Source organism: Kitasatospora sp. NPDC043950, from assembly GCF_056435345.1.
In genome coordinates this window covers 105,224-130,949 of the sequence record NZ_JBWKER010000004.1, presented here as the reverse complement: position 1 = coordinate 130,949, position 25,726 = coordinate 105,224, and the positions used below count along the sequence as shown (strand labels likewise).

Sequence of the window (25,726 nt, the reverse complement as noted above, 5' to 3'; positions counted from 1 at the left end):
GGTGGCCGCGGTGCGGGGCTCCCTGGTGGAGCGGGTGAGCTGAGTGGGCCCCTCCTGCCCGGTGTCGGGCGGGGAGGGCGAAGGGCTTCATTGCCCGGTGGCCCGCGCGGGGTGTGCACGGTGCCAATGCGAAGGATAAAGGGTGGGCGCACGGTTGCGGCGCGCGCCCCTTGAGGCCGGGCATCGGGGGTGCCCGGCCTATACGCTGAGGTGGTGGATCGGGACGCTGAGCTGATAGGCGGACCGCTGGCTGAGGGAGAACGCACAACGATGGCCGGACGACGTCGGAAGAACGCCGGGGCTTCGCCGGGGGAGAGTGCGGCCGAGCCGGTTCTGCCCGCCGACCTGGAGCTCCAGGACCTCTACGGGGCGTTCGCCGCGCACGGGCTGGACGACGAGGACCTGGACGACGCGGCGGTCCTGGTACCGCCGGTGAAGCTGCCCGCCGAGGAGGAGCTGGCCGCCCTGGCGAAGGCCGTGCCGATGTTCGGGTACGCGCTGGCGCTGGCCCGCTGGGCCGCCCCGCACCGGGTGGTGGACGAGTTCGGCGACCTGGTGGAGGAGGACCGGGCTCCCGCGGCGCAGCTGCTGGGCCTGGCCCCCGCCGAGGGGGAGGTGCCGGAGGAGGCGGAGGTCGAGGCGATGCGGGCCTGGTCGCTGGCCTGCGACCTGGACCTGGTGGAGATCGGGACGACGGCGGCCGGTGAGCACGTCGCCGTGCCGGGCCCGGATCTGGAGCCCGCCGAGGAGGGTGACCCGGAGACCGTCCTGGAGCTGTGGCTGACCGCCGCCGGGATCGTCCGGGAGCTGGCCGTGGAGGCCGACTCGCTGCCGGAGGAGGAGGCCGCGCGGGCCGCCGAGGGCGGGGAGGCCGGCGAGGCCGGGGAGGAGGACGAGGACGCCCTGAGCGAGGTCGAGGAGGCCCGGGACGCCGCCGCCGAGCTGCTGGACGAGGCGTTGCAGGTGCTGTACGAGACCACCGCCTTCGCCGATCCGGGCAACGAGACCGTGCCGCTGGGCGTGCTGGCCGCGCTGCTGGTGGTGCCGGAGGGCGAGGAGCCGAGCGAGGAGCTGCTGGGCGACATCACCGATGTGATGGTCGCACTGGACCCGATGCTGGGCGACCTGGCCGAGCTGGGCCTGCTGGAGTACCGGCCGATCGACCCGGAGCTGTTCGGCGAGGAGGAGGGCCCGGAGGGCGAGGAGCCCGCCCTCGTCGGCGAGGCGCCGCTGGACGAGGAGGAGTCGGCGCGCTTCGGTCTCGTCCGGCTCACCCCGCTCGGCCAGTACGGCATCCGGCAGTGGCTGCTGGAGGATGGCTACGACGCGCCGCTGGTCGGCGAGCTGGCCCAGGGCGACGCGGCCGAGCTGCTGCGCGCGGTGTGCGAGGCCGCCAACGTGCTGCCGGACGAGGAGCTGCGGGTCTGGATCACCGGCCGGGAGCCGGTGGCGGCGGCGCGCGAGCTGCTGGCGGCGGCGCGCGGCGACGACGCGTACGCCCCGATGCGGCGGATGCTCGGCGTCTCGGCGCTGAACATGCTGGGCACGGCCGCCGAGCCGGCCGTGCGCGACGTACTGGACGACCCCGAGCTGGGCGGCGCCGCCCGGGCCTGGCTGACCTCGAAGGGAGCGACGGACGTGCCGGTGCCGGAGCGGACGATGGCGCTGTGGACGGTGGTCGACACCTTCGCCGCCCAGCTGCTGGACAGCGGCGGCGACGCCGAGCTGCTGCGCGAGCTGATCGCGGACCTGCCGGTGACCGGCAACCCGGCGTCCTACTTCGGCGAGCTCTGGCGGGTCGACCACCCGTACACGGCGGACGTCCTGGAGGCCGTCGGGGAGCTGCACCTGGACCGGGCGGTGGCCAAGGAGGCGCGCAAGGCGGCCTTCAAGGCGCGGTCCAAGGGCTGACGGGCCGACGGGGGGGGGGCTTCGGCGGGCTGATGGGCGGGCGGGTCAGGGGAGATCCAGGGAGCCGTCCTCGGCGAAGGGGAAGAACGGGTTGTGGGCCAGCTCCCAGAGGTGGCCGTCCGGGTCCTCGAAGTAGCCGGAGTAGCCGCCCCAGCTGGTCGGGACCGGCGGCTTGACCACCACGGCGCCGGCCTCGACCGCCGTCTTCAACGCGGCGTCCACCAGCGCGGGGGACTCCAGGTTCACCGCGAGGGTGACGCCGCGGAAGGCGGGCTCGCCGGTGGCGGGCACGCCCGCGTCGGCGGCCAGCTCCTCGGTGGGGAAGAGGCCGAGCGCCGAGTCGGCGGTGCGGAACCAGACGATCTCCGGGCTGGAGGCGGAGGACCGCCGCCAGCCCAGGCCTTCGTAGAAGCGGGCGCTGCGGTCGAGGTCGGAGACCCCGAGGGTGACGATGCTGATCCGGGCCGGGAAGCTGCTGTCTGCTGTCATGCCGCCAGGGTAGGGAGGGCGGCTGACAACCGCGCCTCCTGACACGGCCCGTGCCCGTTGGCGACCGGGCGTCCCGACGCGGCCTGCGCCGGTGCCCGGCACCCGAGCTGATGACCCGGCAGGTCCCGGGCACTAAGGTGGCGTCGGCGGTGCGGGCGCGAGGACTCGGGGGTGCGGCACAGGATGATGCGGGAGAGTGGCGGCAGGCCCCCGGAGTGGAACGTCGGGCGGACGGACCCTGCGCGCGTCCCGGACCCGAGGAGCAGGGAGGAGCGTCTCGCCGCGGTGGAGGACTTCTCCCGCCGGACGGTGGCCGCGGCCGACTTCCCGGTGTACGGCGTCGTCGCGGGGCTGTCGCGCGGGGGCGGCGCGACGGGCGGCTGGGGCGAGGCGCTGGCCGCCTTCGAGACCTCCGGCGGTGAACTCGCCTGGGTCGAGGTGCAGTCCGGCGACTGGAGCTCGGTGGCCGGCCCGTACGTCAGCGTGCGCACCTACCGGCCGGGCGCGGAGCACGGCGAGGACCTGCCCGAGCTGGAGGACGTGGTCGAGGACGAACGGGACCGGGTCTACGACCACCTCGGGGTCGACGAGGGCGACGGGCCGGGCCGGGTGCGGGCGCTGCGCGAGTGGATCACGGTGGACGGCGAGCCGTACCCGGTGGAGGTGCACGAGGACCGGCCGGTGCTCTGGCCGGGAGCGTCGGCCGCCGACGGGGCGGCACCGGTCTGGGCCGGGCGGCTGCGGATCGGCGGGCTGACCGTGACGGTGTGCGGGCGCGGGGTGCCGCCCGGCGGCGTGGAGCTCGGCGGGATCGCGGACTTCGAGCCGTACCTGCGCGGCCGGGCCGAGCTGCTGGGCGAGCTGGCCGCCCGGCGGGCCCGGCAGGTCCCGGTGGAGGAGCGCGAACTGCCGCCCGCCGTCGGGCTGGAGGCGCACCGGGAGCTGATCGCGCAGAGCGTCGCCGAGTCCGCCGCCGTCGAGGCGCAGGTCCGGGCCGGGCGGACGCCGCGGCGCCCGCGCGGGGACGCCTACGAGGTGCGCTGGGAGGTGGCGGTGCGCCAGCAGATGCGGCTCGCCACCGAGACCCGGGAGGAGGCGGTGACGGCGCTGACCGCGATGGTCAACCACCTCAACCGGCTTGCCCGGTACACGCATTGGCTGATCGGCACGCCGGAGGGCGGGGCGGCCGTCGAGGAGGTCGTCCGGTACACGGTGTTCGCCAGCGAGGTGGCGAGCCTGCCGGCGCAGCGGGCCTGGGAGCAGCTCTGGCGGGAGCGGCGGGGCGGCGGGCCGGAGGTCTGGGAGGAGCACCGGCTCGCCGAGCAGCTGTGGTTGTCGGCCTGGGAGCAGTGGCGGACGACGCGGTCGGGGTGACCCCCGGCAGGTGCCGTAGGCAAAGCGGAGGTCATGTGTCGGTCATCGGTCGGCAAATGGCCGCCTGGGCGTGAGGTGGGCTTCATGCCGGGTTCATCCCCGCGGCGGAGTCTGCTGGTCGTCGACGCCCCGTCTCGACGCCCCGCCCGCCGGGCACCGGGCCCGCCCCCGGTCCGGCGGCCGATTCCTCAGGAGTTGCTGCCATGCCGCTGTCCCGCCGGGACTTCGTCAACCGTTCCACCCTCGTCGGGGCCGGCGTGCTGATCGCCGGCAGCGCGGAGGCGCTGGCCAGCGCTCCGGGCGCGATCGCCGCCCCGGCCGGCGGCGAGCTGCCGGCCGCGTCCGCGACGGGTGACACCGGTGCCGCGCGCGCCGCCGTCGGCTACGGCCCGCTGGTGCAGGACCCGGCCGGGCTGCTGTCGCTGCCCAAGGGCTTCGCGTACAAGGTCGTCAACCGCGCCGGCGTCACCCGGCTGCGCACCGGCGAGTTCACCCCGAGCAACCACGACGGCACCTCCGCCTTCGAGGACGAGCGCGGCGGCAACCTGCTGGTCGTCAACCACGAGCTGTCCGGTGCCCGCGCCAACTGGCCGTACCCGGTGCCGCTGACCGAGGGCCACGTCTACGACCCGGGCGCGGCCGGCGGCTGCACCATCGTGCACGCCAAGCGGAACGGCTCGGTCGAGCAGTGGGTCGGCATCGCCGGCACCTCCACCAACTGCGCGGGCGGCGTGACCCCGTGGGGCACCTGGCTGTCCGGCGAGGAGACCGAGGACAAGGCCGGCAAGAACGGCTTCACCAAGGACCACGGGTACATCTTCGAGGTCGACCCGTTCGACGACGACTACAACCGCGACCCGCAGCCGGTGAAGGCCTTCGGCCGGTACGCGCACGAGGCCGTCGTGGTGGACCCGAAGCGCGGCCACGTCTACCTGACCGAGGACGCCTCGAACCCCAACGGCCTGCTGTTCCGCTGGACCCCGCCGGCCGGCTTCAAGCACGGCCGCTACCAGCTGCGCAAGCTGGCCGCCGACGCGGGCGTGCTGGAGGCCTTCAAGGTCTTCGACTCCCAGGGCAAGTTCGTCGACGACCTCTCCCGCGCCACCAAGGTCGGCACCACCTACGGCGCGGACTGGGTCAAGGTTCAGGACCGCGACGCCAGGACCGTCTCGGTCCGCAAGCAGTTCAAGGACGGCGAGGTCACCCGCGCCCGCAAGCTGGAGGGCATGTGGTGGGGTGACGGCGGCTTCTACTTCGTCTCCAGCTTCGCCCGCTCGGAGAGCCCGGTGCAGCACGACGGCCAGGTCTGGTTCTACAACCCGACCCGCCGCACCATCACCCTGAAGGTGCTGCTCGGCGTCAACACCGACGTCTGGGGCGACCACGACAACTTCGACGGCCCGGACAACATCACCGTCTCGCCGTACGGCGGCATCGTGATCGCCGAGGACGGCGAGGGCGTGTCGCACCTGTTCGGCGCCACCGAGGACGGGCTGACCTACTCCGTTGCCCGCAACGAGCTGAACATCGGCACCGCCGAGAAGCCGGAGTTCAGCGAGTTCACCGGGGTGACCTTCTCGGACGACGGCAAGACCCTCTTCGCCAACATCCAGACCCCGGGCATCCAGCTGGCCATCACCGGCCCGTGGCACCGGCTGAACGAGCACAAGCGCGGCCAGGGCTACGGCGAGTGAGCCACTGAGAGTCGAGGCTGCCCGCGGTCATTCGTCCGCGGGCAGCCTCAGTTGCAGCATCGCCAGCAGGCGCTGCTGCGGCTGGGCGAGGTCGATGCCGGTCAACTGCTCGGCGCGGCGCACCCGGTAGCGCAGGGTGTTGGGGTGGATGTGCAGGGCGTCCGCGGCGACCCGGACCTCGCCGAGCGCGTCCAGCCAGGCCAGCACCGACTCGGCGAGCCGGGTGCCGTGCCGGCGGTCGTACGCGGCGAGCGCGGTGAGCCGGGGGTCGCGCAGGCCGGAGCGCTCCTGGAGCAGCGCGAGCATCTCACTGACCAGCACCTCGGCCTGGACGTCGATCAGCGCCGCCACGTCGAGGTCCACCCCGCCGCGGCCCATCGCGTCCAGGATGCGGTCCGCCTGCGCGCGGGAGTCCGGCACCTGGGCCAGGCCGTCCACGGTCGAGCCGATCGCGGCGCGCAGCGGGACGCCGAGGTGCTCCCGGGCGGCCGCCACCACCTCGTCCGCCCAGCCGCGCACGGTGGCCATCGGCAGGCCGGGCGGGAGTTCGGGCAGCAGCACGTACACCCGGGACTCGATCGGGGCGAGCAGTGCGGTGCGGTGTCGGGCGGCGGCGTGCACTGAGATCAGGCCGGTGACGTCGGAGCGGTGCAGCGCCTCGGTGGTGTGCGCGCTGTAGGCGAGCACGGTGGCCGGGCGCCGCAGGTCCAGCCCCAGGTGGGTGGCGAGCGACTGCGGGCCGGTGGAGCCCTCCAGCAGGCCGGTGAGCAGCGTCCGGGTGAGTCGCGTGTCGGCGGACAACTCGCGTCGGCGGCGCACCAGTTGGGCGGCGGCCACCCGGGCGGCGCCGACCAGGGCCTGATCGGCGAGCGGCGCCAGCGGCTGCGCCCCCTCCTGCACCCAGATGGTGCCGAGCGGCTGCGCCCCGGCCCGGATGCCGATCGCCAGGCGGCGGCGCAGGCCGAGTTCGGGGTGCGGTTCGACCGCGATCGGGGCGTCTGAGGTGCGCAGGTGCTGGAAGATGCCCCACTCGCGGAGCTTGGACAGGTACGGCTCGGGGCCCTGCCAGCCGAGGATGGAGAGCCGGCGCAGGTCGTCGACCTCGTCCGAGTCGGAGGAGCGGGAGTACGCCAGCACCCGGCTGGAGGTGTCCTCGATCGAGACGATGCCGTTGGTGAGCACGGCGACGGTCTGCGCGAGGGAGAAGAGGTCGCCCGCGTTGGGTTCGGGGGCGCCGGGGGTGTCCGGGGCGTCCGGGCCGGCGATGATCGCGCGGGCCAGCGAGTCGAGGTGCTCCCAGCGGGTCTCGCGGCGGACCGAGAGCAGGGCGACGCCCGCCTCGGTGGCGGCCTCGCGCAGTGCGTCCGCCTGGCCGGGGCCGTCCAGTTTGACCGCGACCGCCGCGGCGCCGGCCCGTCCGGCGGCGCGCAGGGCGGGGAGGGCGGCGCGGCCGCGGGCGCCGATCGCGAGGACGAGTTCGCCGGGGGCGGCGGTCGGCGGGTCCTCCGGGTCGAGGATCGCGACGTCGCGGACCGGGACGTCCAGGCCCTGCGGGGCAGCCTGGAGTTCGACCAGGGGTTCGCCGAGGGACATCAGCAGCCGGCGGAGCGGGAGGCCGGAGGTGGGCGGGAGTCCGGGGACGGGCGGGAGTCCGGGGGTGGCGGGGAGGCCGGGGGTCGTCATCGGGCCTCCTTCATCCGCTCGGACAATGCCGTGTGGTTGATTTTAGCCGGGCGGACAGAGTCGTGGCCCGGCTTTCGTAAATAGTTGACTCTGACTATTCAGGATTGGATAGTCAGTACTGACCAAGAGATGAGGACGTCTCGTGGCGAAGCGACGCAAGGTGTCGAACCCGCTGGCCCTCGCGGTCCTGGCCGAACTCGTGGCCGGGCCGATGCACCCGTACGAGATGGGGCGCCGACTCAAGGAGCACGGCAAGGACCGCAACATCAAGTACAACCGCAGCTCGCTGTACATGGTCGTGGAGCAACTGCGGAAGGCCGGGTTCGTCGCCGAACAGGAGACCGTCCGCGACACCCAGCGACCGGAGCGCACCGTCTACGCCGTCACCCCCGAGGGCCGGGCGGAGCTCACCGACTGGATGCGCGAACTCGTCGCCGAACCGCAGCACGAGTACCCCGCGTTCGGGGTCGCGCTGTCGCTGCTCATGGTGGTCCCGCCGGCCGAGGCCGTGGAACTGCTGGAACAGCGGCGGGCCGCGCTGGCCGCCGAGGTGGCGGGCATCCGGGCGGCCCTGCGGAAGGCCTCGGACGACGGCGTGGCCTGGATCTTCCTGATCGAGGAGGAGCACCGGGTCGGCGCGCTGGAGGCCGAGGGCCGCTTCGTCGAGCACCTCGTCGGTCGACTCAAGGAGCCGGAGTTCATCCGGACCTGGCACGAGATCTTCGGGAGCCTGGAATGAGTACGAGCAACGGGGAGAAGAGGGCCCTCGTCATCGGCGGCGGGATCGCCGGGCCGGTGACGGCACTGGCCCTGCGCAAGGCCGGCGTCGAAGCCGTCGTCTTCGAGGCCTACGAGTCCTCCGCCGAGGGCATCGGCGGCACCTTCATGATCGCCCCCAACGGGCTCGACGCCCTGGCGACCGTCGGGCTCGGGGCGGAGGTCGGCGCGATCGGGCAGCCGATCGGCCCGATGCTGATCGAGGACGGCCGGGGCGGCGTGCTGGCCGAGTTCGCCGGCCTCCCCGACCTGCCGCCCGGCCGGGTCATGCGCCGCGCCGAACTGTACGAGGTGCTCCAGCGGCGGCTGCGCGAGAGCGGCATCGAAGTCCGGTACGGCAAACGGCTGGTCGGCGCCGAGGAGGGCGCCGACGGCATCACCGCCCGCTTCGCCGACGGCGACACCGCCACCGGCGACCTGCTGATCGGCACCGACGGCACCCGCTCCACCGTCCGCACCCTGATCGACCCGGCCGCACCCGGTGCGCGGTACACCGGCCTGCTCGGCGTCGGCGGCTACAGCCCGCACCGGCTGCCCGGCCGGGCCGGACACGGCGAGACCATGCACTTCGCCAACGGCGCCCGCGCCTTCTTCGGCTACTGGGGGCTGCCGGACGGCGCCGGGACGGCCTGGTTCAGCAACATCCCGCAGCCCGATCAGCTGACCGCCGAACAGGTCCGCGCCGTCAGCCCGGAGCAGTGGCTGCGCCGGGTCCGCGACCTGCACGCCGACGACCTGCCCGCCCGGGACGTGCTGCGCGAGGCCGCCGCCGACACCGTCGAGGTCTTCCCGCGGCTGGAGATCATGCCGTCCGTCCCGCACTGGTACCGCGGCCGGATGGTGCTGGTCGGCGACTGCGCGCACGCCCCCTCCAACAGCTCCGGCCAGGGCGTCTCGCTGGCCGTCGAGAGCGCCGTCGAACTCGCCCGCTGCCTGCGGGACCTGCCCGACCACACCGCCGCCTTCGCCGCCTACGAGGCGCTGCGCCGGCCCCGGGTCGAGAAGATCGCGGCCGACGCGGCGCGCACCAACAACCAGAAGTCCTCCGGGCCGGTCGGCCGGGCGCTGTTCCGGCTGCTCGCGCCGATCGCGATGCGGACCTTCCTGAGCCCGGAGAAGATGCTCCGCCCGGTGCACGGCCACCGGATCGACTGGGACCGGCCGGTGCTCCCGGTGGCCTCCGGCGCGACGGGCCGGCAACGGCGCGCCGTGACCGCGCCGTGATTGCGCCGTGACCCCTTCGTCGGGCCGGACAACGCCGTACGGGGGAATTTAGCCTTCCGGCCAATCAAGTGGCCCCAGGGGCAGGAATAGCGTTCGTGCTGTGGCCGACGTGCGACCCGCGCCGGCATCCCCCCGCATCAACGAAGGAGAGCGTGCGCTCTATGGACGCTGTGACCCAGGTCCCCGCGCCGGTGAACGAGCCGGTCCACAGCTACGCCCCGGGCAGCCCGGAACGGGCCCGTCTGGAGGCCAAGCTGAAGGAGCTGGGCGGCCAGGAGCCGGTCCAGCTGACCATGACGATCAACGGTGAGCGCCGCATGGGCGGCGGCGCCGAGATCCACGTCGTCCAGCCGCACAACCACGCGGCGAGGCTCGGCACCCTGCGCAACGCCACCCAGGCCGACGCGCAGGAGGCCATCGACACTGCCCTGGCCGCGGCCCCGGCCTGGCAGGCGCTCTCCTTCGACTCCCGCGCCGCGATCTTCCTCAAGGCCGCCGACCTGCTGGCCGGCCCCTGGCGCGAGACCCTGGCCGCCGCCACCATGCTCGGCCAGTCCAAGACCGCCCAGCAGGCCGAGATCGACACGCCCTGCGAGCTGGTCGACTTCCTGCGCTTCAACGTGCACTTCGCCCGCCAGATCATGGCCGAGCAGCCGATCTCCTCGGACGGCGTGTGGAACCGCAGCGACCACCGCCCGCTGGAGGGCTTCGTCTACGCGATCACCCCGTTCAACTTCACCGCGATCGCCGGCAACCTGCCGACCGCGCCCGCGCTGATGGGCAACGTGGTGCTCTGGAAGCCGTCCCCGACCCAGCAGTACTCCGCGCACCTGCTGATGCAGCTGCTGGAGGAGGCCGGCCTGCCCAAGGGCGTCATCAACATGGTGACCGGCGACGGCCTGGACGTCTCCGCCGTGGCGCTCAAGCACCCGGCGCTGGCCGGCATCCACTTCACCGGCTCCACCGCCACCTTCCAGCACCTGTGGCGCTCCGTCGGCGAGAACATCGCCGGCTACCGCACCTACCCGCGGATCGTCGGCGAGACCGGCGGCAAGGACTTCCTGGTCGCCCACCCGTCCGCCGACCCGGCCGTGCTGAAGACCGCGATGACCCGCGGCGCCTTCGAGTTCCAGGGTCAGAAGTGCTCGGCGCTCTCCCGCGCCTACGTCCCGGCCTCGATCTGGGCCGGTCTCAAGGACGAGTTCGCCGCCGAGGTCGAGGGCCTCACCATGGGCGACGTCACCGACCTGGCGAACTTCATGTCCGCCGTCATCGACGACCGTGCCTTCGCCAAGAACAAGGCCGCCATCGACCGCGCCCAGGCCGACCCCGCGGTCGAGGTCCTGGCCGGCGGCACCTACGACGACTCGGTCGGCTACTTCGTCCGCCCGACCGTCCTGGTCTGCGAGGACCCGGCGTCCGAGTACTTCCGCGAGGAGTACTTCGGCCCGATCCTCGCCGTGCACGTCTACCAGGACGACAAGTACGACGAGATGCTGGCCCAGATGGAGTCGGCCTCCGCCTACGGCCTGACCGGCGCGATCATCGCCCAGGACCGCGCGGCCGCCCAGGACGCCATGCACAAGCTGCGCTTCGCGGCCGGCAACTTCTACATCAACGACAAGCCGACCGGCGCCGTCGTCGGCCAGCAGCCCTTCGGCGGCGGCCGGGCCTCCGGCACCAACGACAAGGCCGGTGCCAAGCAGAACCTGGCGCGGTGGACCTCGACCCGCTCGGTCAAGGAGACCTTCGTCCCGCCGACGGACTACCGCTACCCGCACATGGGCTGAGTGCCCCTCCCGACCGTTCCGGTCGCCTGACCGTCCAGGTCACGTGGCCGCGCCGGTCACCTGACCACTCCGGTCGCCTGACCACTCGGTCACCCGCGACGCCCGGCCCCGCAGCCGGGCGCCGCCCGCCGGGGCGGCGGTGTCACATACCCGCCGCCCGCCGCCCCGGCCCCCTTCTGCCACCCTTAGAAGCACCAGCTCCAGGAGTCACGATGCTCCGTTCCGCCCTTCTCGCGGCCTCCCGGTCGCCGCAGGTCCGCACCGTGGTCGAGAAGTTCCCGCCGACCCACGCGATAGTCGAGCGCTTCGTCGCCGGTGACGTCCTCGACGACGCCGTCACCGCCACCGACGACCTGATCGCCACCGGCCGCAAGGTCACCCTGGACCACCTCGGCGAGGACACCCAGGACGCCGCCCAGGCCGCCGGCACCGCCGAGGCCTACGAGCACCTGCTCAAGGCGCTCAAGGAGACCGGCCTCGCGGCCGGCGCCGAGGTGTCGGTCAAGCTGTCGGCCGTCGGCCAGTTCCTCCCGGTGGACGGCGAGAAGATCGCGCTGGAGAACGCCCGCCGCATCTGCGAGGCCGCCGCCGACGCCGGCACCACGGTGACCCTCGACATGGAGGATCACACCACCACCGACTCCACCCTCGGCATCGCGCGCGAGCTGCGGGCGGACTTCCCCTGGCTGGGCGTCGTGCTCCAGGCCTACCTGCGCCGCACCGAGGCCGACTGCCGCGAGTTCTCCGGCCCCGGCTCGCGCGTGCGCCTGTGCAAGGGCGCCTACAAGGAGCCCGAGTCGGTCGCCTTCCAGGGCAAGCACGAGGTCGACCTCGCGTACGTCCGCGCGCTCAAGGTCCTGATGGCCGGCGAGGGCTACCCGATGATCGCCTCGCACGACCCCAACATGATCAAGATCGCCGGCCAGCTCGCCCAGTGGAACGGCCGCAAGCGCGACTCCTTCGAGTACCAGATGCTGTTCGGCATCCGCCCCGAGGAGCAGCTGCGCCTCGCCGGCGAGGGCAACACCATGCGCGTGTACCTGCCCTACGGCCAGGAGTGGTACGGCTACTTCATGCGCCGCCTCGCCGAGCGCCCGGCCAACCTCACCTTCTTCCTGCGCGCCATGGCCACCCGCGGCTGACCCGCGCGCACCCGCACGACGACGGCCCGCACCCCCGGTGGAAGGGGGGTGCGGGCCGTTTGTCGCGTTCCCGGGACTTCTAGAGGAAGTCCTTGGTGTCCAACTCGAACTCGAACGGGGCGGGGAGGGCGAGCGGTTCGCCGAAGGCTGCCAGGTGCACCTCGGTGTACTCGTCGCGGTGGGGATTGCTGAAGAGGCTGACCTGGGCCCGCTCGCGGGCGATTGGTTGGACGCGCCAACAGAATAGGTGAGCTCGGAGTGGCACGTCGGGTGGATAGATGACGATCACTCAATGGGGTGAGGCGGAACCCCGGATTAGGATCGAGGCAGCGTGAACTGGGCTTTTGGTAAGAGGAGTTGGGGATGCTGAAGGAGTTCGCGGGGTTGTCGACGCCGTTGGTGGCGGATGCGTGTGTGCGGTTGGGGGTGGAGCTCAGGGTGGCGCCGGTGGGGGTGGCGGCGGTGGCGGCGCGGGTCGGGCCGCACCTGGTGAGCGCCGGGGACGTGGTGTTCGGCGACGCGGACGGGGTGCTGTTCGTCCCGGCCGACCGGGCCGGGGAGGTGCTGGATACGGCCGCCGGGATCGCCGGGACCGAGCGCGCGCAGGCCGGGCGGATCGCCTCCGGCGACACGCTGCGCCGGCAGACCGCCTTCGACGAGTACCTGGAGCGCCGCGCCGCCGACCCGTCGTACAGCTTCCGGCAGCACCTGCGGCGGGTCGGCGGGGCGATCGAGGAGTAGCGAACTCCCTTACAGCGACCGGTGCATGACGTGCAGGCCGACGTAGCCGTCGACGGGGTGGCGGAAGCCTTCGGGGACGGTGCCGACGATGTCGAAGCCGAGGGACCGGTAGAGCTTCACGGCGTGGTGGTTGTTGGCGACCACGGCATTGAACTGCATGGCGCGGTAGCCGTTGGCGCGAGCCCAGTCGAGGGTGTACTCGACCAGGGCCCGCCCGATGCCGCGGCCGTGGTGCGCCGGGTCGACCAGGTAGCTGGCGCTGGCCACGTGCGCGCCGTTGCCGGGGCGGTTACGGGTCATATTGGCGGTGCCGACGACCGTGCCGGCCTCATCCACCGCGACCACCGTGCGATGGGGTGCGGCGAGCATCCACCACTCCCGGCCGAGGTCGGAGGAGAGGTCGAGGGGGTAGGGGAACGTCTCACCGGCGGCGATGACGGTGTGGAAGAAGGGCCAGACGGCAGGCCAGTCCTCGGGGGTGGCTTCGCGGATGAGCATCCGCTCAGCATGATCCGCGACGGGAGGGCCTGCCACTGGTTTTCGATCGGTTCTCGATGCGCGGGCGTTTCCGGCGCGGCTGCTTCCGGCGCGGCTGTTTCCGGTTCGGCCGCTTCCGGGTTCGGCCGCTTCCGGTGCGGCCGGTCAGTTCAGGACGGCGTCCTCGACCAGGGCGGCCGCGTGGGCCTGGCCCTTGGCGTTGGGGTGCACCAGGGCGTAACGCAGCGGGATGATGCTGGTCAGCACGCCGTCCAGCCAGTGGTCCTGGTCGCACACGCTGTGGCCGGTGGTGGAGGGGTAGAGGTCGACGAAGGTGTCGCCGCGGGCGGCGGTCCGCTGGGCGATGATCGCGTTGAGCGGCTCCAGGATGGCCGTCCGCGCCCAGGCGAGGTCGCCGGTGGTGAAGGTGGCGAACTGCTCCAGGTCGCCGTAGGTGCAGCGGGTGGCGTCCTCGGGGACGAGGTGGGGGTAGCCGACGGCCAGCAGTCGCGCGGACGGGGCCTTGGCGTGCAGGGCGCCGAGCATCTGGTCGAAGTCGCCGCGCAGTTGGTCGAAGCGGTCGGGCAGGCTCGCGTCGAACTTGTCCTTGCAGGGCGTGCCCTGGCCGAGGACCGCGGCGCCGAGTTCGATGCAGCCCTTGAGGATCTCGGCGAAGCCGAGGGTGTTGCCGCCGATCTCGACGGTGATCACGTCGGCGCTCGGGGAGACGGCGTCGATCTGCGACGGGACCGGTGGGAAGGGGGCGCCGGGGTTGGTCCCGAGCGGCGGGAGCGGGCGGCCGGGCGGGGCCTCCTTGGTCTGGTAGACGTCCTTGACGGTGGCGCCGGAACAGCTGACGTTGCGCAGTTCGACCAGGGGGCCGAGGCCGCGGCGGATCAGCTCGGGGTAGGAGCCGGTGGTGCGGGCGCAGCCGTCGCGGGGTTCGGTCTCGGCGCCGGCGGCCTCGACGAAGCCGGCCGTGTAGGAGTCGCCGAGCGCGGCCCAGGCGAGCGTCCGGACGCGGCCGGACGGCTCGGCGGCGGCCTGGGCGGCGGACGGGGTGATCAGGCCGGCGGTGAGCGCGACGGCGGTGCCGGCGACGGCGAGGCGGGACAGGAAGCGTGGCACGGTCTCTCCCTCAACGAGTGCGCGGGAGAGCGCGATTCACCCCCCTAGAGGTAAATCGAGTCGGCGGGTGGACGACTTGATCCCTCAGGAGGGTGAATTCGCGTGTGCGGCCATGACGTTGGGCCGATCGGCCCTGGGCGTCAGGGCGGGTCGGTGAGGGGTGGGGCGGAGCGGGGTGGGGGCGAGACGGTTCAGAGCAGGGCGGCGGACGGATCGACCATCGCCCGGGCGGTCTTGGCATCGACGTACTCGCCGAGCGCGGTCATCACCCACTCGCCGGACGACTGCCGGACCAGCTTGCACATCACCACGCCCGTGTGCGGCTCGGAGTGGGTGAGGTCGAAGCGGACCAGCTCCTCCTCCGTCCGGGCGTCCAGCAGGCGGCAGTAGGCGTTCTTGACCTCGGTGAACCGCTGGCCGGAGAAGGAGTTGACGACGAAGACCAGGCCGGTGACCTCGGCCGGCAGGCCGTCCAGATGGACGGTGATCGACTCGTCGTCGCCGGCTCCGCCGCCGGTGAGGTTGTCGCCGGAGTGGGCGATCGCGCCCTTGAAGACGGTCAGCTTCATGAACCAGGCCGTCTCCAGCTTCTTGCGCCGGGCGTCGAAGGCGAGGCAGGAGGCGTCCAGGTCGACGCTGCGGCCGCGGCCGGCGGGCTCCCAGCCGAGCGCCATCCGGACCGAGGAGAGGAACGGGCGGCCGTTCTTCACCAGGGAGACCGAACTGCCCTTGACCAGGTTGACCCGGCCCTTGTCCAGGGTGACCTTGGCGGGGGCGGCCGGGGCCGGCGGGGCGACCGGGGGCACGGGGGGCGCGGGCGGAGTGGCGGCGAGGGCGATCCGCGGGTCGACGGGGGGAGCCGGGTGAGCCGCGGGAGCCGGGGGAGCCGGGGGAGCGGCCGGAGGGGTGGGCGGGGCCGCGGGGGGAGTGGCCGGGGCCGGGGCCTGGGCCTGGGCGGCCGGGGCCGCGGCCGGGGAGTCGTCGACGGAGACGCCGAAGTCGGTGGCGATGCCCGCCAGGCCGTTGGCGTAGCCCTGGCCGACCGCGCGCACCTTCCAGGCGCCGCCGCGCTGGTAGACCTCGACCACGATGAGCGCGGTCTCCTGGCCCAGCTGCGGCGGGGTGAAGGTGACCAGGGCCTGCCCGGTGTCGGCGTCGCGGACGGTGGCGGTCGGCTCCATCCCGGCGAAGGTGGAGGACTGGTCGGCGGGGCTGGCGGTCACCACGATCTTGGTGATGCCGGCCGGGACGGCCAGGGTGTCGACGGTGATCGCGTCCGGCGCTCCGGCGGCGGCCGGGCGGTGGCTGACGCCGGGGCCGTGCGGGGCGTTGAAGAAGACGAAGTCGTCGTCCGAGCGCACCTTTCCGGCGTCGGTCAGCAGCAGGCCGGAGACGTCCAGCGCCTTGGGCGCGGTGACCTCGACAGTCACCCGCGCGGCGGTCAGCGGGGCGTTGCCGCCTTGGGTCAGGACGGTGGACACGGACTCCTCCTCGGATGCGGAACGGCGGCCGGCCGGGGCCGCTGGGACCGCCGGGCCGGGTGCTGCCCACAGTAACGAACGGGCGCGTCGGGATGAGCCCGTCCGGGGCGGTGACCTGTCGGATCGTCGGACGGTACGGCCGGACGACGGGGGTGGGCGGCAGACCCCGGCGAGGTGGCGAGGCTGCGAGGTGGCAAGCCGGCGGGACGGCGCGGCCGGAGGTCAGCGGGGCGTGAAGGCCGTCGGCGTGCCGGGGCGCGGCGGGAGCCCGGGTGCCTCGGGCGCGGCGGGCCGCGGTGTGACCGGCTGCGGCGCGGCCGGCTGTGGTGCGACCGGGCCGAAGGCGCCGAGCGCGGCGACCGCCCGGGGCCGGTCGATGCCGAAGGCGGCGGCGCTCCAGCTCTCCGCCGCGGCGACCTTGCGGACCGGGCCGGACGAAGCGGGCCAACCGGACGGGAGCGAGGGGCCGGACGGGAGGGACGGGCCGGACGGGCCGGTGGGCCCCGGGGGTTCGGCGGCGGGGCGGGTGCCGCGCACGCCGAAGGCGTAGTGGCCGGGCGGGACGTCGATGCCGGCCGGGGTGGTGAAGCGGTAGACGAGGGTGCCGCGCTCCTGTTGGGCGGTGACGACCGCGCCGGGCAGGTCGGTCCAGGCGGCGCCGCTTCCGGGTGCCAACTCGCCCGGGGTGAGGCGGAATTCGGCCTGAAATGCGGTGAGCGGCTCGGTGGCGGTGAGGTCGAGCTGGTGCCGGAGGCCGTCCCGGCCGAGCGGTGTGACCGTGGCGACGCCGGTCAGGGCCTGGTCGGTGCCCGGGTCGGTGTCCGGGTCAGGGGTGCCGGCGGTCGGGCCGTCGGTGCCCGGGGCAACCGCGCCGGGCGGCGGCGGTGCGGGCTGCGCCGGGGCGGCCGGGCGGGGTCCGGGCGCGTGCGGCGTGGTCGGCGAGGGGGAGGGCGAAGAGGGGTCGGCCGGCTGCTCGGCGGCGGGCGCGACGGGCTGGGCCGACGGCGAGGGCGCGGCGGCGTCGGCCGGCGTGGCGGGCTCGCCGGTGCCGGCCGGCCGGGTGCCGGGGCCGTGGTCGGCCATGGGTTCGGCCGCGGCCTGTCCGCCGGCGGGTTCCGGGGGTGCCGACCGGGTGCCGGGCGCGCTGGGCGAGGCGCTGGGCGAGGCAGCTCCGGCGGCCGTGCCCTCCGCCGCCCCCGGGCGGTGCGCCGAGGGGCTCGGTGCGGGCGGTCGGCCGGTGGCCGGGAGGTCGGTGGGGTTCGGCGCGGTGGGGTTCGGCGCGGTCGGGGCCCGGTCGGCGGCGGCCTCGGCCTGGTCGCCCGCGGCGGGGGTGGGCGGCGGGGTGGTGCCGACGCGCGCGACCCCGGCCCGCCGGCCCACGCCCTGCTGCTCGTTGAGCAGGAGGGTGGTGGCGATGCTGATGCCGACGACGGTGGACATCGCCATCGCGGCACCGGAGAAGCGCAGGGTGGGCAGCCGGAACCGGCCGCCGAACGGGCGTGGCCGCCCGTGCCGGCCGTGCCGTTCGGGTTCGTGCCGAACGTCCCGCGCAGTGTCCTCGCGCGCAGCCACCGGACCCCTCCCTCCCCGAAGTCGCCGTCGCGGTCGCGGTATTCTCCCATGCGCTGCCACCGGGCCGGCATCGGCCGCCCGGGGTCGGTCGGCCGGGGTCCGGGTGGGGCCCGCGCCGGGAGGGGGAGAGCGTACCAGCGGCTCGTCGCGGCCTGGACGGTTTTGATCCGTTTCGTGGACACCCGTTCGACAGAAGGAAGTTGACGATCCGTCTGATAAGTCGGTGAGGGCGGCCGGACCCGCCCGGACGGGGATCGATGCAACCTCCTTGCAACCCTTGCCCGCCCGGCCGGAAGTGGCTCAGGCTGAGGTCATCCCACGCCGTCCCGGAGAGACCGTCATGCCGCCCGACCCGCTGTCCGCAGCCTCCAGTGCACCCCTCGCCGCCACCCCCACGGGCGGCGATGGGGACGGCTCCACCGCCGCTCCGGCGGCGGTGGAGGAGGTGCTGATGCTGCGGATCTCGCTGGGCGAGGAGGTGGTCGGCGAGGTGCGCACCCGGTTCCGGTTCGAGGCCGCGCGCCCGTACGAGGTGCTGCTGACCTTCCATCTGGGGCGGCCGGACGAGGCCGACTGGGTGTTCTCGCGCGAGCTGCTGCGCGACGGTCTCCAGGCGCTGAGCGGCCAGGGCGACGTCAAGCTGTGGCCGGCGTACTGCCCGTGCCACGGCTCGACGCTGCACCTGGCGCTCGAATCACCGCACGGCAGCGCCCTGCTGGAGGCCTCCAAGCCCCGGGTGCGGGCGTGGCTGGACCGTACCTACGTGCTGGTCTCCGCCGAGGCGGAGCGCGCCTGCGGCCCGACCGACGCCCAGCTGGCCGCGCTGCTCGCCGGCGGCTGAGGCCCGGTCGGGGCGCCGGCGGGCCCGCGCGGCGGCGGGACGGGCGCCGTACCCGGCAGCCGGACCGTCCCCGTGGCCAGCCCGGCCCGCAGCCGCCGGACGGCCGGGGCCGAGGAGGCCGGCAGCAGGTCGTACGGGTCGTCCGGCCCGTCCACCGTGACCAGCACCGACTCGGCGATGCGGTACGGCCGGTGGGCCAGCAGGCCGCCCAGGTAGCGGCGCAGCCGGGACAGCTCGGCGCGGACCGTCACCGTCCGGCCCGGGTCGCCGAACAGCGCCTCCGCGAGCTGCGCGGCCGTGCTGCCCTCGCGTCCGGTGGCGAGCAGGAGCAGCAGTTCGGCGTGGCGCGGGCTGAGCGGGTGAGACCAGCTGCCGGCCGCGCCCCGGACGGTCAGCTCCGGGCGGTCCTGGCGGCGCAGGTCGAGCCGGAGGCGGGCGCCCTCGGCCTGCTCGGACTGTTCGGCCGTCACCGTGCCGGAGCCGTCCGCCTCGGGTGGCCGGACCGGTCGCACCAGCCAGCCGTCCGCGAGCGGTTCCAGGGCGCACTCGCCGAGGCCCGGCACCCAGTGCACGGCGGCGGTCCCCCAGCCGCCGACCGGCACCCGCAGCCGGCCGGGCGGCGGCAGCCCGGCCGCGGCGGCGGTCCACCCGGCGGAGTCCACCACCAGGGCCGGGCCGGCCACCCGGGCGAGCACCGGCGCGGCCAGGGTGCGCAGTTGGTGCAGCGCCTCCAGCCGGTGGGCGCGCAGCTCGGTCTCGGCGAGCCGGGCGGCGGTGGCGGTGAGCTGCAGCAGGTACGGGCGGACGTTGCGGGCCGGGCCGCTGAGGTTGATCGCGCCGACCAGCCGCCCGGTGCCCGGGTCGTGCACGGGGGCGGCCACGCAGGTCCAGGAGTGGTGGCTGCGCAGGTAGTGCTCGGCGGAGTGGACGTGCATCGGGCGCTGGGCGCGCAGTGCGACGGCGATGCCGTTGGTGCCGACGCTCTCCTCGATCCAGCGGGCGCCGGTGAGGAAGCCGATCCGGTCGGCGCTGCGGCGCAGGGCGCGCTCGCCCTCCTGCCAGAGCACGTGGCCGTCGGCGTCGGCGATGGCGAGGATCAGCGGGCTCTGGCCGACCGGCTGGAGCAGGGTGTCGCGCAGCACCGGCAGGACCGCGTCCAGGCCGCTGGTGCGGCGGCGCTGCTCGATCTCGGCGGGGCCGAGGTGGACGGCGGCGGCACCGGCGTCGGGGTCGAGCCCGAGGCGGCGCAGCCGGGCCCAGGAGTCGCCGATCTCGGGGCGGGGTTCGAGCAGGCCGGGGGAGCCGGGGTCGGGGTAGGGGGGCTGGGCGAGTTCGCGGGCGGCGGCTTCGGCGAGGGTGCGGTCGTGGACCCTGGCCAGCTCGGCCGTGCTCGGCGCGGTGCGGCGTTCTGGTCGTCGGGACTGCCGTCCGGTCTGCCGCACTCGCGTTGCTCCTCGCCGCCGTTCGAGGCCGCGCCGGGGTCGACGCGCTGACGAAAGCGTACGGGGGCGGTGAGTGTCTGGGGACGGGGTCTGCCAACTCGGCATACCGGACGGTATGACCGTGGACATGCCGGGGTGTGATGACTAGCGGGGGTCCTGGTGCGGGCCTGGTGTGAGCCTGACGCGGGCCTGGTGCGAGGCCTGGCACGGGACCTGGTGAGGGCCTTGCGTGGGCCTGGTGCGGGCTCGGTGGATCGTGCCGCGGTCAGCGGTCAGCGGTCAGCGGTCAGCGGTCAGCGTTCCGCGCCGGTGCCGCGCTGGGCCGCCTCGACGGTGTGGTGCAGGTCGGCGGTGGCCTCCAGGGAGGCGGCGGTGCTCAGCGCCAGGCAGGCGGCCAGCGCGATCGCGACCGCGCGCAGGCGGGTGCCGGTGGCGGTGGTCGCCGGGCGGGGCTGGAGCAGGGCGGCGACCCGGCGCGGGACCGGCCCGGAGTGGGCGGCGGGGACGAGCCGGGGCCGGGCCGGCCAGGGGGAGCGGCTGGCGGCCAGGGCGGCCCGGCCGACCGCGCGGGCGGTCACGGCGCGGTCGCCGACCCGGGCGGCCGCCACCTCGTCGGCCCAGCGCTCCAGGTGGTACCCGAGGGGCGCGCGGAGCGGCCGCAGCGCCGGGTGGAGGTCGGCGGCGTGCTCGGCGAGGGCGAGGAAGACGTGGTGGCGGGCGGTCAGGTGGGCGCGCTCGTGGGCGAGCAGGGCGGCCCGCTCGGGCCCGGTGAGGATGCGCAGCATGCCGGAGGTGACCACGATCCGGCCGGGCTCGCCGGGCCGGCCGGGGAGGGGCAGGCGCCCCGGCAGGGCGAAGGCGTCGGCGCGCTCGTCGTCGAGGACGGCGAGCGGGTGCTCGCTCGGCTGGAGCAGGGCGCGGGCGCCGGCCAGGACGGCCTGCGGGGTGCGTGCCCGGCGCATGGTGACGTGCCCGGGGCGTGTGTCCGGATGCCGGCCCTCGGTCGGCGTGGGGCAGTCCGGCGCGGGGCAGGCCGGGAGGGCGGCCCGGGCCTCGCGCAGTTCCAGCCGGTGGCGGCGGGCGGTGCGGACGGCCCGGGCGGTCAGCGCGGCGAGCACCAGACCGGCCGCGGCGGCCGCCACCGGCGCGTCGGGTGCGGCGGCGGTGAGCCAGGGCAGCGACAGGTGGCCGATCGCGGCGACCGGCGGTAGCTGGAGCAGCCCGGCGGCGGCGAGCAGGCCGAGCGAGCAGAGGGTGCCGCCGGCCAGCACGGCGGACGTCCCGGCGAGCATCCAGGCGGCGGCCCGGGGCGGCAGCGCGTCGGCGAGGCGGCGGGCCAGCGGGGCGGCCAGGAACGGCAGCAGCAGCGGGGCCCAGACGGCGATCATCACGATCCGGCCGCCCCGGGGGTGCCGTGGCCGGAGGTGCGGTGGCCGGGGGCGGGGGCGATGCCCGGGGTGGAGTCGAGACCCGGGGCGCCGTCGCCGAGCAGGTCGCGCAGCAGCTGCTCGTCCTCGGCGGAGAGGTCGGAGACGAAGCGGGCGAGCACGGTGGAGCGGTCGGCCTCGCGGCCGAGCTCGGTGTGCATCCGGCGGGCGGCGAGGCCCGCGGTGTCCTGGACGGTCGGGGTGTACGCGTAGGCGCGGCCGGCCCGGGTGCGCTCCACGGTGCCCTTGTCGTGGAGGCGGGCGAGGATCGTGGCGATGGTGGTGCGGGCGAGGTCCCCGCCGAGTGCCGACTGGACGTCCTGCGGGGTCATCGGCTGCCGGGCCGACCAGAGCGCGGCCAGCACCTCGGCCTCCAGCTCCCCGGCGGGCCGGCGGGCGGACGGTACGTCGGACATGGCGGCGCTTCCTCCAGGTTTCGTCTACAGTCATGTAGACCGTCTACGTCACTGTAGACGGTCGGGGCGGGTTCCGCTGTGAACCGCCCCCCAACGTACGGGAGGTCCGCCAGCCTTGCTTCAGTTCCTCGCCGATCCGGCCGCTCACCTCGCGGTGAACCCGCTGGACGCGTCCTCGCTGCTCGCCGCCTTCGGCGCACTCGGCATCGCCGTCGTGCTCTTCGCCGAGACCGGCCTGCTGGTGGGCTTCTTCCTGCCCGGAGACTCGCTGCTGTTCACCGCGGGGCTGCTGTGCGTGCCCGGCGCCACCAGGGGCCCGCAGCTGGAGCTCTACCAGGTGCTGCCCGCCGCCCTGGTCGGCGCGCTGGCAGGCGCCCAGGTCGGCTACCTGATCGGCAAGCGCGGCGGCCGCGCGCTGCTGCGCCGCACCGAGCGCAAGAGCCTGCTGGAGGGCGTCGAGCGGGCCGAGGAACTGCTGGGCAAGTACGGCCACGGCAAGGCGATCGTGCTCGCCCGCTTCATCCCGGTGGTCCGAACGGTGCTGAACCCGCTCTGCGGCGTGCTCGAAGTGCCGGCCCGCTCGTTCACGTTCTGGCAGGTGACCGGCGGCGCCGTCTGGACCGTCGGCGTCGTGCTCGCCGGGTACGGGCTCGGATCGTCGATCCCCAGCATCGACAGATATCTGCTCCCGATCATCGGTCTGGTAGTAGTTGTCTCCGTGCTCCCCATTGTTCTCGAACTGTTCCGCGCCCGTAAGGCGCACCGTCACGGAGGTGACAAGTGACGTCTTCCCGGGCTCTCGCCGTCTACGACGGCAGCGGCATCGACGGCAGCCTCTACACCCGGGTGAACGGGTGGGCGCAAGCCGCCCCGCACTGGCTCGACGAGCTGATCAAGGTCTGGTCGGCGCTCGGCCTCGGCCTGTTCGCGGTCTTCATGCTCTACGCCTGGTGGCGGGCGCGCGGCGCCGACTCGGCCGTGATGGCCAAGGTGCTCGCCTCGCCGGTGATCGTCGTCGTCGCGTACGGCGTCAACTCGGTGCTCAAGGGCATGGTCGAAGAAGTCCGGCCGTGCGCCCAGATCCCCGGCAGCGTCTCGCTGGAGACCTGCCCCGGCGCCGGTGACTGGTCCTTCCCCAGCAACCACACTGTGATCGCCTTCGCCGCCGCCACCGCACTCTGGTTCGCCGACCGGCGGCTCGGCTGGATCGCCGGGATCTTCGCGGTGCTGATGGGCGCCTCCCGGGTCTGGGTCGGCGTGCACTACCCGCACGACGTGGCCGTCGGCGCGCTGGTCGGCCTCCTGGTCGCGGTGGTGCTGGCGCCGCTCGCCGGCCGCTGCGGGCCGCTGGTGGACCGGATGCGGACGGGTGCGCTGCGCCCGCTGCTCGGCCCGGGCGCGGTGCCGGTGACGGCCGGCCGCCACGCCGCGTACGGGACGCGGCAGCACTGAACGGCGGGTGCCGACGGCACTGTTGGCGGGTGTCGGCGGCACTGGCGGCGAGACCCGACAGCGCTGATTCCGTAGCCTCCCCGTAGCCCGTCCGACCCTTGTCTGGCCGGGGTGGCGGGTAGAGCATGTGAGCCGGGCGTGGGGCCCCTTCGCGGGGAACCCGCCCGGCTCAGTCGTGCCGGGGCGCGGGAGCGCCGGGCGTGCCAGCGGAGGGAGTGCCAATGCCGTACCGACTCGACATCACGCAGGGGGACTGGCCGGGCGAGTCGCCGCACAAGGGCGTCGAGGGCCTGCTCGCCGAGGCCATGGTGCTCACCCTCGCCACCGCCGGCCACGAGCACGGCCCGCACGCCAACCTGGCCTTCTTCGCGTACGACGACGACCTCGTCCTGTACTTCGTCAGCGAGCGCTCCACCCGGCACAGCCACCACCTCGCCGAGGAGGCCCGGGCCGCCGCCACCGTCTTCCTGCCGCCGCCGGTCTTCGGCGAGCAGCTGCGCGGCCTGCAACTGGCCGGCGGCGCGAGCGAGGCCTGGGGGCGGCAGGCCGAGGCGGCGCTGGCCGCCTACCAGGGGCGGTACCCGTCCTTCGCACAGGACGAGCAGGTGCGGCGGCAGTTCCTCACCGGGGGCGGGGCGGCGGCGCTGTACCGGTTCCAGGTGGAGGAGCTGACGGCGGTGGACGAGCCGAACTTCGGGCGGCGCAACTACCTGCGGGCGCGGGTGCTGCGGCCGTAGGCCCTGTCCGGTCCCCAGGGTTGTCTGTACAACTTTTCGGGTGATTCATCTGCGGGACGCTGCCGGGACGCCCCCAGGACACCTGGGCGCACCAGCCTGGCCGCATGAGAGTCATCGTCGTAGGAGCAGGCGTGCTCGGCACCATGCACGCCTGGCAGGCCGTCGAACGCGGCCACGAGGTCGTCCACCTGGAGCGCGAGACCGAGGCGCGCGGCGCCTCGGTGCGCAACTTCGGCCTGGTCTGGGTCAGCGGCCGCGCGCAGGGCGAGGAACTGGACACCGCGCTGCGCGCCCGCGAACTGTGGGAAGGCATCGGCGCCCGGGTCCCCGACCTCGGCTTCCGCGCCAACGGATCGCTCACCGCGATCCGCACCCAGGCCGAACTCGCCGTCGCCGAACAGGCACTCACCCTGCCCGACGCCGCCGCCCGCGGCTACCGGCTGCTCGACGCCGACCAGACCAGGGCCGCCAACCCCGCCCTGCGCGGCGAACTCCTCGGCGCCCTGTGGTGCGAGCGCGACGCCGCCGTCGAACCCCGCACCGCCCAGCCCGCGCTGCGCGCCGCCCTCCAGACCACCGGCCGCTACACCTTCCTGCCCGGCCGCGAGGTCCGCGACGTGATCGGCGAGAACGCCGTCCGCGACGACCACGGCGACATCCACACCGGTGACCTCGTCATCCTCTGCACCGGCGCCTGGCTCGGCGGCCTCGTCCGCGAACTCGCCCCCTCGCTGCCCGTACGCAGGGTCCGGCTGCAGATGATGCAGACCGACCCGCTCGGCGAGACCCTCACCACCTCCGTCGCCGACGGCGACAGCTTCCGCTACTACCCGGCCTTCGCCGGCACCGCCCTGGACCGCCTCCGCGACACCCAGCCGCAGCCCGACGTCGCCGCCGAACACAAGATGCAGCTGCTCATGGTCCAGCGGCGCGACGGCGGCCTCACCATCGGCGACACCCACGAGTACGACCAGCCGTTCGGCTTCGACGTCGTCGAGGACCCGTACGACCACCTGGTCGCCGTGGCCGAGGACCTGCTCGGCCGCCCCCTGCCGCGCGTCCGCCGCCGCTGGGCCGGGGTGTACGCGCAGTGCGTCGACACCACCCGGGTCGTCCACCGCGAACGACTCCGCGACGGCGTCTGGCTCGTCACCGGCCCCGGCGGCCGCGGCATGACCTGTTCCCCGGCCATCGCCGAAACCACCGCCGAACTCGCAAACCTGTAAGGGTAGTTGACATGTCCTTTGATATCCGCCTGGTCGTCCTCGACATGGCCGGCACCACCGTGGCCGACGACGGCCTCGTCGAACAGGCCTTCACCGCCGCCGCCCGGACGCTCGGCGTCGAGGCCGGCAGCCCGGGCTTCGGCCCCATGCTGGAACACGTCCGCGCCACCATGGGCGAATCCAAGATCTCCGTCTTCCGGCACCTCTTCGGGGACGAGGACAAGGCCCAGCGGGCCAACACCGCCTTCGAGGCCGCCTACCACGACCTCGTCGACGCCGGGCACTGCGCCGCCCTGCCCGGCGCCGCCGAAGCCATCGCCGAACTGCGCGGCCAGGGCCGGAAGGTCGCCCTCACCACCGGCTTCTCCCGGGCCACCCAGGACCGCATCCTCACCGCCCTCGGCTGGCAGTCCGTCGCCGACCTCACCCTCAGCCCCGCCGAGGCCGGCCGCGGCCGCCCCTACCCGGACCTCGCGCTCACCGCGCTGCTGCGGACCGGAGTCGAGTCGGTGCGGCAGATCGCCGTCGCCGGCGACACCGGCTACGACATGCTGACCGGCGTACGGGCCGGGGCGTCCGTCGTCGCCGGCGTGCTCACCGGCGCCCACGACGAGGCCCGGCTGCGCGCCGACGGGGCGACGCACGTGCTGGGCTCGGTCGCGGAACTGCCGGGGCTGCTCGGTTAGAGGCGGTCGGTCCAGC

General features: G+C 74.4%; 24 protein-coding genes. 14 read left to right on the top strand and 10 right to left on the bottom strand.

Going from position 1 to position 25,726, the window contains the following annotated elements:
- Positions 1-270: 270 nt before the first annotated feature.
- Positions 271-1,911: a hypothetical protein gene (locus AC07BF_RS04160; RefSeq protein WP_478332907.1), complete on the top strand. Its 1,641-nt coding sequence runs from the start codon at positions 271-273 to the stop codon at positions 1,909-1,911.
- Positions 1,912-1,956: 45 nt separating this feature from the next.
- Here AC07BF_RS04160 and AC07BF_RS04155 read toward each other — a convergent pair whose 3' ends face one another.
- The gene (locus AC07BF_RS04155; RefSeq protein ID WP_363618678.1) at positions 1,957-2,400 is read right to left on the bottom strand and encodes a VOC family protein; all 444 of its coding nucleotides are present in this window, start codon (positions 2,398-2,400) and stop codon (positions 1,957-1,959) included.
- A gap of 285 nt (positions 2,401-2,685) precedes the next feature.
- Here AC07BF_RS04155 and AC07BF_RS04150 point away from each other — a divergent pair, with 285 nt between their 5' ends.
- Positions 2,686-3,774, top strand: coding sequence for a hypothetical protein (locus tag AC07BF_RS04150; RefSeq protein ID WP_478332906.1), 1,089 nt, complete (start codon positions 2,686-2,688; stop codon positions 3,772-3,774).
- 203 nt (positions 3,775-3,977) lie between these two features.
- Positions 3,978-5,468, top strand: coding sequence for an alkaline phosphatase PhoX (locus AC07BF_RS04145; protein WP_363580473.1), 1,491 nt, complete (start codon positions 3,978-3,980; stop codon positions 5,466-5,468).
- A gap of 27 nt (positions 5,469-5,495) precedes the next feature.
- Here the strand turns inward: AC07BF_RS04145 and AC07BF_RS04140 are convergent, their stop codons facing one another.
- Positions 5,496-7,151: a PucR family transcriptional regulator gene (locus AC07BF_RS04140; protein ID WP_363580475.1), complete on the bottom strand. Its 1,656-nt coding sequence runs from the start codon at positions 7,149-7,151 to the stop codon at positions 5,496-5,498.
- Between the two features lie 142 nt (positions 7,152-7,293).
- On the opposite strand from AC07BF_RS04140, the gene AC07BF_RS04135 reads away from it, so the two are divergent.
- From AC07BF_RS04135 to AC07BF_RS04120, 4 genes are all read left to right on the top strand, one after another.
- Positions 7,294-7,890 carry a PadR family transcriptional regulator gene (locus AC07BF_RS04135; protein ID WP_063349534.1) on the top strand — a complete coding sequence of 199 codons (597 nt, stop codon included), beginning with the start codon at positions 7,294-7,296 and terminating at the stop codon, positions 7,888-7,890.
- Positions 7,887-9,152 (top strand): FAD-dependent oxidoreductase, encoded by a 1,266-nt coding sequence (locus tag AC07BF_RS04130; protein WP_400807477.1) that lies wholly within the window; start codon positions 7,887-7,889, stop codon positions 9,150-9,152. The genes AC07BF_RS04135 and AC07BF_RS04130 overlap by 4 nt, the downstream gene beginning before the upstream one ends.
- 161 nt (positions 9,153-9,313) lie before the next feature.
- Positions 9,314-10,942, top strand: coding sequence for an L-glutamate gamma-semialdehyde dehydrogenase (pruA, locus tag AC07BF_RS04125; protein WP_363580481.1), 1,629 nt, complete (start codon positions 9,314-9,316; stop codon positions 10,940-10,942).
- Positions 10,943-11,154: 212 nt separating this feature from the next.
- Positions 11,155-12,084 (top strand): proline dehydrogenase family protein, encoded by a 930-nt coding sequence (locus tag AC07BF_RS04120; protein WP_363580483.1) that lies wholly within the window; start codon positions 11,155-11,157, stop codon positions 12,082-12,084.
- 79 nt (positions 12,085-12,163) lie between these two features.
- Here AC07BF_RS04120 and AC07BF_RS04115 read toward each other — a convergent pair whose 3' ends face one another.
- Positions 12,164-12,349, bottom strand: coding sequence for a hypothetical protein (locus AC07BF_RS04115; protein WP_478332905.1), 186 nt, complete (start codon positions 12,347-12,349; stop codon positions 12,164-12,166).
- Between the two features lie 98 nt (positions 12,350-12,447).
- Here AC07BF_RS04115 and AC07BF_RS04110 point away from each other — a divergent pair, with 98 nt between their 5' ends.
- Entirely contained in the window at positions 12,448-12,825 is a 378-nt protein-coding gene (locus tag AC07BF_RS04110; RefSeq protein ID WP_478332904.1) for a hypothetical protein, read from the top strand.
- Positions 12,826-12,834: 9 nt separating this feature from the next.
- On the opposite strand, the gene AC07BF_RS04105 is transcribed toward AC07BF_RS04110, so the two are convergent.
- The 4 genes from AC07BF_RS04105 to AC07BF_RS04090 form a co-directional block, all read right to left on the bottom strand.
- Positions 12,835-13,323, bottom strand: coding sequence for an N-acetyltransferase family protein (locus tag AC07BF_RS04105; RefSeq protein WP_478332903.1), 489 nt, complete (start codon positions 13,321-13,323; stop codon positions 12,835-12,837).
- A 144-nt stretch (positions 13,324-13,467) separates the two neighbouring features.
- A complete protein-coding gene (locus tag AC07BF_RS04100; RefSeq protein WP_363580491.1) occupies positions 13,468-14,430 on the bottom strand; it encodes an SGNH/GDSL hydrolase family protein in 963 nt (320 codons plus the stop codon).
- A 191-nt stretch (positions 14,431-14,621) separates the two neighbouring features.
- A complete protein-coding gene (locus AC07BF_RS04095) occupies positions 14,622-15,899 on the bottom strand; it encodes a TerD family protein (RefSeq protein WP_400807619.1) in 1,278 nt (425 codons plus the stop codon).
- 234 nt (positions 15,900-16,133) lie between these two features.
- Entirely contained in the window at positions 16,134-17,483 is a 1,350-nt protein-coding gene (locus AC07BF_RS04090) for a hypothetical protein (RefSeq protein ID WP_371519325.1), read from the bottom strand.
- Positions 17,484-17,823: 340 nt separating this feature from the next.
- Here AC07BF_RS04090 and AC07BF_RS04085 point away from each other — a divergent pair, with 340 nt between their 5' ends.
- On the top strand, positions 17,824-18,324 hold the full coding sequence (locus tag AC07BF_RS04085) for an SsgA family sporulation/cell division regulator (protein ID WP_400807484.1): 501 nt from the start codon (positions 17,824-17,826) through the stop codon (positions 18,322-18,324).
- Here AC07BF_RS04085 and AC07BF_RS04080 read toward each other — a convergent pair.
- The 3 genes from AC07BF_RS04080 to AC07BF_RS04070 form a co-directional block, all read right to left on the bottom strand.
- Positions 18,243-19,766 carry a GAF domain-containing protein gene (locus AC07BF_RS04080; RefSeq protein ID WP_400807487.1) on the bottom strand — a complete coding sequence of 508 codons (1,524 nt, stop codon included), beginning with the start codon at positions 19,764-19,766 and terminating at the stop codon, positions 18,243-18,245. The two genes, AC07BF_RS04085 and AC07BF_RS04080, sit on opposite strands and share 82 nt — an antisense overlap.
- A gap of 293 nt (positions 19,767-20,059) precedes the next feature.
- Positions 20,060-21,154, bottom strand: coding sequence for a M56 family metallopeptidase (locus AC07BF_RS04075; RefSeq protein WP_363627936.1), 1,095 nt, complete (start codon positions 21,152-21,154; stop codon positions 20,060-20,062).
- A complete protein-coding gene (locus AC07BF_RS04070; protein ID WP_363580501.1) occupies positions 21,154-21,609 on the bottom strand; it encodes a BlaI/MecI/CopY family transcriptional regulator in 456 nt (151 codons plus the stop codon). Before AC07BF_RS04070 ends, AC07BF_RS04075 begins: the two co-directional genes overlap by 1 nt.
- Positions 21,610-21,724: 115 nt before the next feature.
- Here AC07BF_RS04070 and AC07BF_RS04065 point away from each other — a divergent pair, with 115 nt between their 5' ends.
- The 5 genes from AC07BF_RS04065 (at position 21,725) to AC07BF_RS04045 (ending at position 25,710) form a co-directional block, all read left to right on the top strand.
- Positions 21,725-22,393, top strand: coding sequence for a DedA family protein (locus AC07BF_RS04065; RefSeq protein WP_363580503.1), 669 nt, complete (start codon positions 21,725-21,727; stop codon positions 22,391-22,393).
- Entirely contained in the window at positions 22,390-23,061 is a 672-nt protein-coding gene (locus AC07BF_RS04060) for a phosphatase PAP2 family protein (protein WP_371519329.1), read from the top strand. Before AC07BF_RS04065 ends, AC07BF_RS04060 begins: the two co-directional genes overlap by 4 nt.
- Before the next feature lie 221 nt (positions 23,062-23,282).
- Complete coding sequence (locus AC07BF_RS04055; protein WP_350880400.1) at positions 23,283-23,798, top strand: pyridoxamine 5'-phosphate oxidase family protein; 516 nt, start codon at positions 23,283-23,285, stop codon at positions 23,796-23,798.
- Positions 23,799-23,902: 104 nt separating this feature from the next.
- Complete coding sequence (locus AC07BF_RS04050) at positions 23,903-25,024, top strand: TIGR03364 family FAD-dependent oxidoreductase (protein WP_400807492.1); 1,122 nt, start codon at positions 23,903-23,905, stop codon at positions 25,022-25,024.
- An 11-nt stretch (positions 25,025-25,035) separates the two neighbouring features.
- Positions 25,036-25,710, top strand: a complete 675-nt coding sequence (locus AC07BF_RS04045) for a phosphonatase-like hydrolase (protein WP_363580511.1) — start codon at positions 25,036-25,038, stop codon at positions 25,708-25,710.
- Positions 25,711-25,726: the final 16 nt, after the last annotated feature.

Excerpts from the sequence above, each read along its gene's own strand:
- AC07BF_RS04110 (WP_478332904.1), top strand. The coding sequence starts at position 12,448 with ATGCTGAAGGAGTTCGCGGGGTTGTCGACGCCGTTGGTGGCGGATGCG.
- AC07BF_RS04140 (WP_363580475.1), bottom strand. The coding sequence starts at position 7,151 with ATGACGACCCCCGGCCTCCCCGCCACCCCCGGACTCCCGCCCGTCCCC.
- AC07BF_RS04105 (WP_478332903.1), bottom strand. The coding sequence starts at position 13,323 with ATGCTCATCCGCGAAGCCACCCCCGAGGACTGGCCTGCCGTCTGGCCC.
- AC07BF_RS04050 (WP_400807492.1), top strand. The coding sequence starts at position 23,903 with ATGAGAGTCATCGTCGTAGGAGCAGGCGTGCTCGGCACCATGCACGCC.
- AC07BF_RS04160 (WP_478332907.1), top strand. The coding sequence starts at position 271 with ATGGCCGGACGACGTCGGAAGAACGCCGGGGCTTCGCCGGGGGAGAGT.
- AC07BF_RS04155 (WP_363618678.1), bottom strand. The coding sequence starts at position 2,400 with ATGACAGCAGACAGCAGCTTCCCGGCCCGGATCAGCATCGTCACCCTC.
- AC07BF_RS04085 (WP_400807484.1), top strand. The coding sequence starts at position 17,824 with ATGCCGCCCGACCCGCTGTCCGCAGCCTCCAGTGCACCCCTCGCCGCC.
- AC07BF_RS04045 (WP_363580511.1), top strand. The coding sequence starts at position 25,036 with ATGTCCTTTGATATCCGCCTGGTCGTCCTCGACATGGCCGGCACCACC.
- AC07BF_RS04145 (WP_363580473.1), top strand. The coding sequence starts at position 3,978 with ATGCCGCTGTCCCGCCGGGACTTCGTCAACCGTTCCACCCTCGTCGGG.
- AC07BF_RS04055 (WP_350880400.1), top strand. The coding sequence starts at position 23,283 with ATGCCGTACCGACTCGACATCACGCAGGGGGACTGGCCGGGCGAGTCG.
- AC07BF_RS04070 (WP_363580501.1), bottom strand. The coding sequence starts at position 21,609 with ATGTCCGACGTACCGTCCGCCCGCCGGCCCGCCGGGGAGCTGGAGGCC.
- AC07BF_RS04120 (WP_363580483.1), top strand. The coding sequence starts at position 11,155 with ATGCTCCGTTCCGCCCTTCTCGCGGCCTCCCGGTCGCCGCAGGTCCGC.
- AC07BF_RS04130 (WP_400807477.1), top strand. The coding sequence starts at position 7,887 with ATGAGTACGAGCAACGGGGAGAAGAGGGCCCTCGTCATCGGCGGCGGG.
- pruA (WP_363580481.1), top strand. The coding sequence starts at position 9,314 with ATGGACGCTGTGACCCAGGTCCCCGCGCCGGTGAACGAGCCGGTCCAC.
- AC07BF_RS04075 (WP_363627936.1), bottom strand. The coding sequence starts at position 21,154 with ATGATCGCCGTCTGGGCCCCGCTGCTGCTGCCGTTCCTGGCCGCCCCG.